Here is an 11,965-nt window from a genome sequence, read left to right as displayed (position 1 = left end):
GCCTGCTTGGCGCCCTCGCGGGCTGCCAGGTCCGGCCGCTCTACGGCGAAGCCCTGGGCACCCGTAAATTGATGGCCTCCATAGGCTTTTCACCAGCAACGACCAGAGTTGGACAAGAGGTTCGCAACCGCTTGATCTTCCTTGCGGCCGGCGGACAGGGTGAAGCAGCGCATCCCGAATACTTTTTAACGCTTGTCGTTCAAACTGACACGACAGAAGTCCTGATCAACGAAAAAACCGACCGCGCAACAGCGGGCCGTGTGACGGTCAGCGCTGATTATACACTGAAGAAGGCAAGCGACCTCTCAGTCATGCGTATCGCCCATCGTCAGTCCGTCGCGCTGGTTGATTTTCCGACCCAGGAATTTGCCAAGCTTCGCGCTGTAAGAGATGCTGAAAATCGAGCTGCGCGGGAATTGGCCGAGCTGATCTCTGCCGATTTGGCCAGCATCCTGGCTCGCAAATAATAAATGCGGGCTCTGCCAGCGCGGAGAACACAGTATCTTTGATAGGATGTGCCTGAAATCGCAATGGCACCACGCTATAGGTTGTTGAGATCAAATTGAACAAGACAACCTATAGATCCTTCAATTCGCTTGTCTGTGTGGAAAACAGGTTATGCTTTTCCCTGACAAACTTTACAGCTTCGGCGTTTAATCAAACGTCTTTGCTGTCGCACTTCAAAATTGCTGCACGGCCTGTCTGATTGACGGTCAAGCGAAGAGACTTGAAGCCCATGGTTGAAGTCAAGTCACACGAATTCGATGGCTTTCTGCAAAAATCGGTCCGTCACTACAAGATGTTCCTGGTCTATGGCCCGGATGTCGGCCTTGTCGCGGAACGCGCCGCAGCCCTCGCGAAATCGACTGGGGTTGCGCTGGACGATCCCTTCTCGGTCATTCGGCTGGATAGCAGCGACCTGCAGAGCGATCCGGGAAAACTATTGGATGAAATGAATGCTCTTGGCCTATTCGGCGGCGACAGGCTTGTCTGGATCCGTGGTGTCGCCAATGAAAAAAGCGTGGTGGATGGGCTGCAAATTCTTGCCAAGGATCCGCCAGAATCCAGTTGTCTCATCCTTGAGGCTGGGGATCTCAAAAAGGGATCAGCGACCCGCAAAATAGCCGAACCAGCCCGCAATATCGCGGTTATTCCCTGCTATCAGGACGATGCACGCGCCATCAATGCCTTGATTGACGCGGAATTCAGCGCTGCTGGAAAAAGACTGACGCCTGCGGCTCGCTCCCTGCTCAGTGAGAGTCTAGGCGGTGACCGTCGGGCCTCTCGCAATGAGATATCCAAGCTGCTGCTCTATTGTCTGCATGACGATCTGGTGGACGAAACCCATGTTGAACAGATTATCGGCGATGCCAGCGCTGTTTCGACCGATGAGGCGGTGGATGCCGTGCTTGCCGGTAATGCCGATGCCCTTTTGCATGCCGTCCAGAAAATCGCCACCTCGAAAACCCCGATGTTCCTGGTTCTGCAGGGTTGCCTTAGGCAGTTTCAGTTGTTGGACATTATGCGAAGTGAAATGGACGAAAAGCGTCAGCAGGCTGGCCAAGTCATGCAAACGCTTGGCCGCCAGATCCATTTCAAGCGCAAGTCACTCTTCGAAAAATCTCTAAAGAATTGGCCGTCCGAGGCCCTTGCGGTCGAGATGCGGCGATTACAGGCGGCCATTCTCGCCAGCAGACGTCAGCCATCATTGGAAGACAGTCTGTCGCTTCAAACACTGCTGGCCATTACCCTGCAATCGGCCCGGAGAAGCCGCTAACGGCTTACTCCTATTGGTCTTCTCAAGGTCAATAAATCTTCAAAGAAGATCGTTCGCGGCTTGCGCCAAAGCCGCGCAAAAACGCACGCTGAGACTAGCGCGACTCAAGCAACCGGCAAATTTCCTCAAGTTGCTCTAGAGTTTTGTAATTGATTCGAAGCTGGCCACCGCCACCTTTGTGATTGATCGATACATCCAATCCCAAACGGTCCGACAGGCTTCTCTCCAATGCAACCGTATCTGAATCCTTTGCAGGCACTACATGTGGCTTTGGCTGGCCTTGGCCCTTGATATCGTTTTGCGCCAGACGTTCAGCATCTCGGACCGACATGCCCTTGGTCACGATCTGGCGCGCCAAGCTATTCGGATCGGATGTCGAGACCAAAGCCCGAGCATGACCTGCTGACAGAGAACCATCGGCCAGCATATCGCGAACGGGATCAGGTAGCTTCAATAGCCGCAAACTGTTGGCCACGTGGCTTCGGCTCTTGCCGATGATCTCGCCGAGATCATTTTGGGTATATCCATGTTCTGCAATCAGTTGCTCATAGCCCATCGCCTCTTCGAGCGGATTGAGATCGGCACGTTGAACGTTTTCGACAATTGCCAATTCCAGAGCGGTGCGGTCATCCACATCGCGAACGATAACGGGAATTTCTACCAGTCCCGCCAACTGGGCTGCACGCCAGCGCCGTTCGCCAGCAATGATCTCATAACGGCCTGTCCCAATCGTTCGCACCACGACCGGTTGCACAATGCCGTGCTGGCGAATGGAGCCAGCCAGCTCCTGAAGAACTGTTTCGTCAAAGTAACGACGAGGATTGCGTGGATTACGGGACACAAACTCAATCGGCACCATCCGGTCGGCAGAGACCACGGCTCTGCTCTCATCGACAGGAACGGGTTGATCCATCTCGCCAATCAAGGCGGCCAAACCACGACCAAGACGCCGTTTCGAAATATCGTCGTTCATCACGAACCTCTTCGTTCACTCTTCACGCTGGAGTAGGCTTTTACTCGCCACGTCAACACCATTCAAATCGTCAGAACCACACCCATAGGCGCAAGACGGTCGACCTAAGCCGCGCGACGTTGCCGCTCCCTCTGGATAACTTCTGACGCCAATTGCAGATAAGCCTGGCTGCCTGCACATTTCAGGTCGTAAAGAATAGCCGGCTTGCCATAGGACGGCGCTTCCGAGACCCTTACATTGCGCGGAATGAGCGTGTGATAAACTTTTTCGCCCAAATGGCTGCGGACGTCTGTCACCACCTGTTGGGCAAGATTGTTCCGCGAATCGAACATTGTCAGCACAATACCCTGAATATCCAAGGTGGGATTAACGTTGCGCCTGACCTGACCAATCGTTTCAAGCAACTGGCTAAGACCTTCCAGTGCAAAAAACTCACATTGGAGCGGCACCAGAATAGAATGCGCCGCAGCCATGGCGTTCATCGTCAGCAAATTAAAAGACGGAGGGCAATCGACCAGCACATAAGAATAGGCCAGGCCATCTTGCGACTGCAAGGCAGCTTTCAAGCGAAATACGCGATCCGCTTTCTGGGCAATTTCCATCTCAAGTCCCAACAAATCGAGGGTTGAGGGTACTATCGACAGATTAGGCACCGCAGTATCGATAACCGTTTCGGAAACGCTATGGCTTCCAATCAATAAATCATAGGAGGACAATTTGCGGTCACGGCGGTCAATTCCTAAACCCGTGCTTGCATTGCCTTGAGGATCGAGATCGACAATCAGCACTCTTTCGCCAATTGCAGCCAATGCGGTTGCAAGATTAATAGCGGTCGTGGTCTTGCCGACACCGCCTTTTTGATTGGCAATGGTTATGATCCGGTTCTTCTCGTAGGGCATGAGGTCACCTGACTGATCTTACTTTGATCGTGCAAGCCCGCTCACTTCCAGGATGACAGAGTCGGCTTCAAGCACGCTAGGATGTATTACCAGATCAAACGTCCATCGGTCACGCGCATTGTTAACTTCCAGCTGATAATCCCGGCCTTTATGCAGGAGAAAATTAAGATCTTTGTTTTTTTCGGCCCAAGGAGACGCATAAGAGAAAAGCAGATCGAGATCCGCAAGCGCTCGTGCCGAAATTAAATCGCAATCCAACAGACTTTTATGTGCCTCTTCGATTCGCACGGAATGAACCCTGCCTCGGGCACCGGTTTCCATCAGAGCCGTGCGGAGGAAAGCAGCTTTTTTGTTATTGCTCTCGACCAAATCAACCCAGCCGTCACTCGTTTCCGACAATAAAATCGCAGTAATAACACCTGGAAATCCGCCACCGCTTCCCAAGTCAATCCAGTGCTGAGGGTTCGGGCGAAGTTTAAACAACTGCGCGCTATCAACGACATGTCGATGCCAGACCTGATCTTTCGTGGAGTTGGCAACAAGGTTGATGACCTTGGACCACTTTCCAAACAAATCGACGAAATGGTCCAGTTTTTCGTATGTTTCACGTGAAACACGTAGGCCGGTAAGCCGCTGAAAGAGACTCGCGGACATTGCATCAACCGACATGTCGCAACACACCTTTGTTCAAGAGAGCAATAAGCAAAGAAATAGCCGCAGGGGTCATGCCCTCAACCTTGGCAGCCTGAGAGAGATTTTCAGGGCGGGTCTTTTCCAGTTTCTGTTTCAGCTCGTTGGATAGGCCCGATAGAGAAGCATAATCGAAATCCTTTGGAATCAACCTATCTTCATCTCGTTTGGTTGCGGCGATATCGGCATTTTGGCGATCCATATAAACAGCATAGGTCGCATGAATTTCAACAGCCTCAGCGACCTTACTATCCAGAGCAGAAAGTTCAGGCCACAGCCTGGAGAGATCAGCAATCGAAATATCGGGATAAGCCAATAGCTCTAGGGCAGTGCGTCGCCGCCCATCCTGATTAACAGGAATGCCAACGGCAACGGCCTCATTGGGTGTTAGTTTTCTCATCTCAAGCATATCGATCGTGTCATCAATCTGATGCTTGTAGTGATTAAACCGTGTCTCTTGATCTGACGCGATACATCCAAGCGAGATACCAACAGGCGTCAAACGCATATCGGCATTATCTGCCCGAAGCGACAAGCGAAACTCGGCACGGGAGGTAAACATCCTGTAGGGCTCAGTCACGCCATGGCTGATCAAATCATCAATCATTACCCCAATATACGATTGAGCCCGGCTGAAATGAACCGCATCCTGGCCACCTGCCGCCCGAGCGGCATTCAATCCTGCCACCATGCCTTGTGCTGCGGCCTCTTCGTAACCAGTGGTTCCATTGATTTGCCCAGCGAGATAAAGACCATTCAGCCTTTTCAACTCGAGGCTTGCCGACAATTCACGCGGATCTATGTGGTCATATTCGATTGCATAAGCGCTCTGGAGAATCGTCACATCTTCCAAGCCGGGTAGGGTTCGCATGAACTCTCTCTGCACGGACTCCGGCAAAGAAGTCGATATTCCATTTGGATAGACCGTATGGTCATCCAGGCCCTCCGGTTCCAGGAAAACCTGATGGCCATCGCGGTCTCCAAACCGACTGATCTTATCCTCAATTGAAGGACAGTAGCGTGGACCGACCCCTTCGATCTGCCCAGAATACATGGCGGAGAGATGAATGTTATCTCGAATGATTTTATGGGTTGCGGCGGTGGTGCGGGTGATTCCACATTCGATCTGCGGATTGGTAATACGGTCGGTCATGAAGGAAAATGGAACAGGTTGCTCATCAGCCGCCTGCATTTCGAGCTGGGACCAATTGATGGTTCGGCCATCCAACCTGGCTGGTGTTCCGGTTTTCAACCGACCCAGTTTCAACCCCAATCGCCCTAATGTCGCGCTCAAACCAAGGGATGGGGCTTCCCCCACGCGCCCAGCCGGAATTTTTGTTTGTCCAATATGGATCAGACCTCGCAAAAAAGTACCGGAGGTCAATATCACCGACGCGCTGGACAGATTTTGCCCGTCTGCCAAAATGACCCCTTTAACCGTGTCATTTTCAACATCAAGATCGAACACATCCCCTTCAATGATCTCGAGACTGTGGATGATTAAAAAGAAAATTCTGTACTGCTTGTCGGTAAAGCTTACGATCAGCCTGAGTTCTCGGCCCTCGCACAGCCGGGCCTTTTTTCCGGTTAAGCAACCGGAACTGAATACCTGCGGCATCGGCGCACCTGCCCATGAGCCCGCCCAGGGCATCAATCTCCCGGACAAGATGCCCTTTGCCCAGACCACCAATAGCCGGATTACAAGACATCACACCGATCGTATCGCGTCGATGCGTCACAAGGCAGGTTTTCGCACCAAGCCGCGCACTCGCATAGGCCGCTTCGCTGCCGGCATGCCCGCCGCCAATCACAATCACATCATATCGCCGCGGCATCATTTTCATCTCGACCACCAATGTTTCACGTGAATCATTTTCCGACGCAAAATTCCGAAAAGATTTTACCCAAAAGCGTTTCGGTATCGATACGTCCAACCAAGCGACCGAGCGCATCACTTGCCAAACGCAGAAAGTCCGCTCTAATTTCCAAATTCAGTAGGCCATTCAAAGCTTCATCAATGAAAGAAAGTGCATCTCGCAAGCATTCAATATGCCGTAAGCGACTTGGGATCACTGATTCAGTCTGACCAAACCGTTTCCGAATCGAATCGAGAATGACGCTTCGAACCCTATCCACATCATCAGGAACGTAAGTTGAAATGACGAGATCTCGATCTGTCTCTTTACTCGCCTTCAGAAGATCAATTTTTGTTCCGATGGTGATAACCGGAACCGAAACAATATTGATTGTTTGGCCTGGAGATGAAATGTCATCAAGCAACAAAACCAGATCGGCTTCTTCGACCTTGCGCAATGCCCGCCGTATACCTTCCTGTTCGATGACCTCTTCAGTCTCTCGAATACCGGCGGTGTCATACAAGCGAACGACATATCCTTCAAGGTCTATATCACATTGTAGAATGTCCCGCGTCGTCCCGGCATAATGGGTCACAATCGCTATGTCCCGACCGGCAAGCGCATTGATGAGGCTCGACTTACCAGCATTAGGAGGCCCAGCAATCACCACATTAAATCCATCACGAATGATTTCACCTCGCCGGTCGTCGGCAATAGCTGCGGAAATCTGCGTGCGGAGTTGCCTAACGCTATCCCATACTTGATCAGACACCGATCCGGGAATGTCGCCTTCATCGGCAAAATCCAACTCGGCCTCGATCATCGCACGGCCATAGATCAATTTTTCACGCCAACTCTCATAGATGCCAGTAGCGTTACCGCTGGCTTGGGCTATTGCTTGACGCCGCTGCATTTCTGTTTCCGCTGCCAGCAGATCAGCCAAGCCTTCAATTTCGACCAAATCCAGCTTGCCATTTTCGAAAGCCCGTCTCGAAAATTCTCCTGGCTCTGCAAGCCGGCAACCGGAAAATGAGGCCAGCGTCGAGAGCAAGGCGCTCACCACGGCGCGGCTTCCATGCACATGCAATTCCCCACAATCCTCACCCGTGAACGAGGAGGGGCCGGAGAAGAAAAGCACCAATCCCCGATCTATCACCAGTCCATCACGGTTCCGAATCGACCGTAACGTTGCCTGGCGAGGCTCAGGAACCACCGCACAGATTTCTGTTAAAACGGCTTGGACATCCTTACCCGATAACCGAATGACGGCTACACCGCTCGGAAGCGATCCGGTCGAGAGGGCAAAAATAGTATCGTCTGCCATTGCTTGAACTCACTCCTTAAGCGCGATACCTGTCCTGTGCCCGGATGCACGTCAAAACCTTCATGATCAACAGTGTGCCTCAAATGCAAAACCCCCGACCTTTCGGTCGGAGGTTGTAACTATGAATCCGGCTTAAGAACGCGATAGCGATCAGGTATTCATCGACTCGAAGAAATCGCCATTGGTCTTGGTCTGTTTCAATTTGTCGATCAGGAATTCGATTGCATCGGTTGTTCCCATTGGAGCGAGAATCCGGCGAAGAACAAAGATCTTCTGAAGATCCTGACGCGGCACAAGCAGGTCTTCTTTGCGCGTTCCGGATTTCAGAATATCCATAGACGGGAAGATACGCTTGTCGGCGACCTTGCGGTCAAGCACGATTTCGGAATTGCCGGTGCCCTTGAACTCTTCAAAGATCACTTCGTCCATACGGCTGCCAGTATCGATCAATGCCGTTGCAATAATCGTCAGCGATCCGCCTTCTTCGATATTACGCGCTGCACCGAAGAAGCGCTTGGGGCGTTGCAGCGCGTTGGCATCAACACCACCCGTCAGGACCTTGCCAGAAGACGGAACAACGGTGTTATAGGCGCGGCCAAGGCGAGTAATGGAATCGAGCAGGATGACAACGTCACGACCGTGCTCCACCAGACGCTTGGCCTTTTCAATCACCATTTCGGCGACCTGGACGTGGCGCACTGCTGGCTCGTCAAAGGTCGAGGAAACGACTTCGCCCCGGACGGAACGCTGCATATCCGTCACTTCTTCAGGACGCTCATCGATCAGAAGAACGATCAGATAGCATTCCGGATGGTTGGCGGTAATGGAATGCGCAATATTCTGGAGGAGGACGGTTTTACCTGTCCTTGGTGGCGCGACGATCAAACCGCGCTGGCCTTTGCCAAGCGGCGCAACCAGATCGATGACCCGCGAAGAAAGATCCTTGGAGGTTGGGATCTCCAGTTCCATCTTGAACCGCTCATTCGGGTAAAGCGGGGTCAGGTTATCGAAGTGAACCTTGTGGCGGATCTTTTCCGGATCCTCGAAATTGATCGTATTGACTTTCAGCAGCGCGAAATAGCGCTCGCCTTCCTTGGGTCCGCGGATCGGACCTTCAACGGTATCACCGGTCTTCAGCGAGAACCGCCGGATCTGCGATGGCGAAATATAAATGTCGTCCGGACCCGGCAAATAGTTGGCGTTGGCCGAGCGCATGAAACCGAAACCATCCTGCAGGACTTCGACAACGCCTTCACCAATGATCTCGACATCCTGGCTGGCCAGCATTTTCAAAATGGCAAACATCAATTCCTGTTTGCGCATCGTGCTGGCATTTTCGACCTCAAGCGATTCCGCAAAGGCCAGCAGATCGGTTGGCGATTTGCTCTTGAGTTCTTGTAGCTTCATTTCAGCCATGAAGGGGACCATAATTTAAAACTGTTGGGGAAGGCGTGCGGGGGATAAATTCGGTTCTGCCAGCGAGACCGGCGAATACGAGAAATGCATGCCATGAAGAGGGGTAGCGGGAAAATAGCGATTCATAGGGCGCGCCGCAAGAGGCGGCGGAAATTTCATTCACATTTCGGTCAGCTTGTCAGTGAGAACCCAGGTTTAGAAGGGTTTTACAATGACCAGAATGACAATCACGATCATCAAGACTGTCGGAATTTCATTGAAAGCCCGCCAAAATCCCGGGGTTTTCAGATATTCGCCTTTGGCAAAGGATTTGGCGGCCATGCCCAGATATTCGTTAGCGAGGGTGAGACAAACAACCGCAGTCAGTTTTGCATGCAGCCATCCACCCTGGAATCCGAACACCGACCAGGCGAGGTAGAGACCCAGAATCCAGGACAGAGCCATGGCCGGGCGCATGATCACATTCATCAGGCGACGCTCCATAACCGCAAATGTCTCGGCCTGGAGTGATCCCTTCGGTGCATCAAAATGGTAGATCAGAAGCCGCGGCATATAGAGCAGGCCTGCCATCCAGGAGATGATCGCGATGACATGCAAGGCCTTTATCCAGAGATAGGATTGATCGGGACCGGCCCAAAACAAGGCAATCGCGATCAGGCAAAAAATGGCGAGAGCCACCAAGGCCCGCAAGCGTGCGGTCTTACCCGCCGTTTCACCGCTTTGCCTGCCATTCATTTCATTGCACCTTTTGCCTGACATGCTGCACGAGCTCTCGTACCGTTTCCGGATCGGCTTGCGGGGTGATGCCATGGCCCAGATTGAAGATCAACGGACCGGCGCCAAGCCGATCGAGTATCCTGTCTATGCCATCGCGCATTGCTTGGCCACCGGCAATGGCCAGCATCGGATCGAGATTACCCTGAACAGGTCCGTCTTTTTGCAACTCGGCGGCAAAAGACAGAGGCACACTCCAATCCAGTCCAATTGCATCGGCTCCGGTCTGCCTACGGTAATCCTTCAGCAGCGTTCCAGCCCCTTTCGCAAAACTGATGATTTTCGCATCGGGACGGCTGAGACGGAGTTTGTCGATGATCCGTTTGACTGGTTTGACGCAAAAATCCGCAAACTCCTCTTCGCCCAGAACCCCAGCCCAGGAATCGAAGATTTGCACGGCATCTGCACCAGCATCGATCTGGGCCTGCAAATATTCGGCAGAAAGATCGGCGAGGTAATCCAGAAGCTGCAGGAAAGCCTGGCGATGACGATAGGCGAACAGCCGGGCCGGGGCCTGATCCGGGGTGCCGTGGCCAGCGATCATATAGGTTGCCACCGTCCAGGGGGCACCGCAAAATCCAAGCAGGGTGGTTTCATCCGGCAATGTCTGGCGCAATCGGGACACTGTTTCGATCACCGGGTTCAGATGCGGGAAAACCGATTGTTCCGGTAAAGCCAGAATCTCATCGGCGGTGATCGGCGTCATTTCAGGGCCTTTGCCTTCGGTGAAGGTGACGTTTCGATTCAAGGCATCGGGGATGACGAGAATGTCAGAAAACAGAATGGCAGCATCGAATGCGTAACGACGGATGGGCTGGAGCGTCACTTCCGTCGCCAGTTCCGGTGAATAACAGAGATCGAGGAAACTTCCCGCCTGCGCCCGCGTTTGACGATATTCGGGAAGATAGCGGCCAGCCTGACGCATCAGCCAGATTGGCGGTGGTGAAAGGCTTTGGCCTTCAAGCACTTTCAGGACTTTACGGTTTTCAGCGCTCAAAGTCATGCCTTTCAAATTATAAAAAGAGAGATCTTTCTTTTTTCTATTTCTAAGAGTCTGTGAGTAGCAAGGGTTAAAGACAATGCACAGATTAACGATGTTTTAAGGCGCGAGTACGTGCGGCGGGGAGTGGGTTGGGAGCAATTTGGATAATTGTACCGAGATATCAAAAAAAACCAATTAAAATCAGAATGATAAGGATAGCGTAAAGAGGAGATCGGCCTGTGGATGGATTGGGGATCTCGGCTGAACAGATAAAAATCAGCCACCTTATGCACAGGGCCTGTGAAAATGACGCTGAACGGGTTAGTGCTGTGGAAAAACCGGCTGATATCCCCAGGGCGAAAAGCCAGGGGGAAAGTGAGGCCGATTTCTACAGGTCTATCAACAGCAGGGTCAGGATAGCGTGGAGAACAGAAAAAACTTCTTTCATCTGCACCTGATTTCTGACTCAACAGGAGAAACCCTGATCTCGGCCGGACGGGCGGCAGCGGTTCAGTTTCAGCATTCCAATCCGATTGAGCATGTCTATCCCTTGGTGCGGAACCGCCGGCAGGCCGATGCCGTACTCCAATCGATCGATAAGGAACCCGGTATCGTTCTTTACACCATCGTCGATCCGGAACTTGCGGACTTCATCGACCGGCGCTGTATCGAGATTGGCGTACCCAGCGTTAACGTGCTTGAGCCTATTATCGGGACGTTTCAGACCTACCTTGGGCCGCTGGCCCGTCGGCGCGTCGGCGCCCAGCATGTGATGAATGCCGATTATTTTGCGCGTATCGAAGCGCTGAATTACACCATGGATCATGATGACGGTCAGATGGCCGAGGATTACGATCAGGCCGATGTCGTTCTGGTCGGGATCAGTCGGACGTCCAAAACCCCGACCAGCATCTATCTCGCCAATCGCGGCATCAAGACCGCCAATATTCCTATCGTGCCTAATGCGCCGTTGCCCGAAGCGCTGCTCGGCGCAAAAGGTCCATTGATTGTTGGATTGATCGCGACATCCGACCGGATTTCACAAGTTCGCGGCCATCGTGAATTGGGAACGGTTAGCGGTTTTGATCCGAGCGATTATACGGACAGGGCCAGCATTGCAGAAGAATTGAAATATGCTCGTTCCCTGTGTGCCCGTCACAATTGGCCGGTGATCGATGTGACGAGGCGATCAATTGAAGAGACAGCGGCGGCAATCATTGCGCTGCGTGCCAAGCCGCGCTAATGCCGGATGGTTTTTTAAAGTTGAGGCAATC

The 11,965-nt window shown here is 52.5% G+C and carries 10 protein-coding genes and 1 pseudogene; 3 read left to right on the top strand and 8 right to left on the bottom strand.

Features of this window, described 5'->3' with window-relative positions:
- Nucleotides 1-71: 71 nt before the first annotated feature.
- Together lptE and holA are read left to right on the top strand one after the other, a co-directional pair.
- Nucleotides 72-467, top strand: coding sequence for an LPS assembly lipoprotein LptE (gene lptE / locus V6582_RS11065; RefSeq protein ID WP_234889644.1), 396 nt, complete (start codon nucleotides 72-74; stop codon nucleotides 465-467).
- Between the two features lie 269 nt (nucleotides 468-736).
- Nucleotides 737-1,777 (top strand): DNA polymerase III subunit delta, encoded by a 1,041-nt coding sequence (holA, locus tag V6582_RS11060; protein ID WP_156631424.1) that lies wholly within the window; start codon nucleotides 737-739, stop codon nucleotides 1,775-1,777.
- 94 nt (nucleotides 1,778-1,871) lie between these two features.
- Here holA and V6582_RS11055 read toward each other — a convergent pair whose 3' ends face one another.
- The 8 genes and pseudogenes from V6582_RS11055 to hemE all read right to left on the bottom strand — a co-directional run bounded on the left by V6582_RS11055 (nucleotide 1,872) and on the right by hemE (nucleotide 10,712).
- Entirely contained in the window at nucleotides 1,872-2,750 is an 879-nt protein-coding gene (locus tag V6582_RS11055; protein ID WP_156631425.1) for a ParB/RepB/Spo0J family partition protein, read from the bottom strand.
- A 104-nt stretch (nucleotides 2,751-2,854) separates the two neighbouring features.
- Nucleotides 2,855-3,649: a ParA family protein gene (locus V6582_RS11050; protein WP_015917598.1), complete on the bottom strand. Its 795-nt coding sequence runs from the start codon at nucleotides 3,647-3,649 to the stop codon at nucleotides 2,855-2,857.
- 18 nt (nucleotides 3,650-3,667) lie between these two features.
- Complete coding sequence (gene rsmG, locus V6582_RS11045) at nucleotides 3,668-4,303, bottom strand: 16S rRNA (guanine(527)-N(7))-methyltransferase RsmG (protein WP_156631480.1); 636 nt, start codon at nucleotides 4,301-4,303, stop codon at nucleotides 3,668-3,670.
- 4 nt (nucleotides 4,304-4,307) lie between these two features.
- Nucleotides 4,308-6,177: pseudogene (gene mnmG, locus V6582_RS11040) on the bottom strand (tRNA uridine-5-carboxymethylaminomethyl(34) synthesis enzyme MnmG).
- Between the two features lie 31 nt (nucleotides 6,178-6,208).
- A complete protein-coding gene (gene mnmE / locus V6582_RS11035; RefSeq protein WP_156631426.1) occupies nucleotides 6,209-7,519 on the bottom strand; it encodes a tRNA uridine-5-carboxymethylaminomethyl(34) synthesis GTPase MnmE in 1,311 nt (436 codons plus the stop codon).
- A gap of 150 nt (nucleotides 7,520-7,669) precedes the next feature.
- The gene (rho, locus tag V6582_RS11030) at nucleotides 7,670-8,935 is read right to left on the bottom strand and encodes a transcription termination factor Rho (protein WP_015917602.1); all 1,266 of its coding nucleotides are present in this window, start codon (nucleotides 8,933-8,935) and stop codon (nucleotides 7,670-7,672) included.
- 195 nt (nucleotides 8,936-9,130) lie between these two features.
- The gene (gene hemJ / locus V6582_RS11025; RefSeq protein ID WP_156631427.1) at nucleotides 9,131-9,670 is read right to left on the bottom strand and encodes a protoporphyrinogen oxidase HemJ; all 540 of its coding nucleotides are present in this window, start codon (nucleotides 9,668-9,670) and stop codon (nucleotides 9,131-9,133) included.
- 1 nt (nucleotide 9,671) lies between these two features.
- A complete protein-coding gene (gene hemE, locus V6582_RS11020; RefSeq protein WP_420360172.1) occupies nucleotides 9,672-10,712 on the bottom strand; it encodes a uroporphyrinogen decarboxylase in 1,041 nt (346 codons plus the stop codon).
- Between the two features lie 400 nt (nucleotides 10,713-11,112).
- On the opposite strand from hemE, the gene V6582_RS11015 reads away from it, so the two are divergent.
- Nucleotides 11,113-11,934 (top strand): pyruvate, water dikinase regulatory protein, encoded by an 822-nt coding sequence (locus V6582_RS11015; protein ID WP_070152521.1) that lies wholly within the window; start codon nucleotides 11,113-11,115, stop codon nucleotides 11,932-11,934.
- Nucleotides 11,935-11,965 lie beyond the last annotated feature (31 nt).

The organism is Agrobacterium vitis (assembly GCF_037039395.1).
GTDB classification, from domain to species: Bacteria; Pseudomonadota; Alphaproteobacteria; order Rhizobiales; family Rhizobiaceae; genus Allorhizobium; species Allorhizobium vitis_E.
The sequence above is the reverse complement of the archived record's forward strand: the minus strand, read 5'-3'. Positions and strand labels throughout refer to the sequence as shown.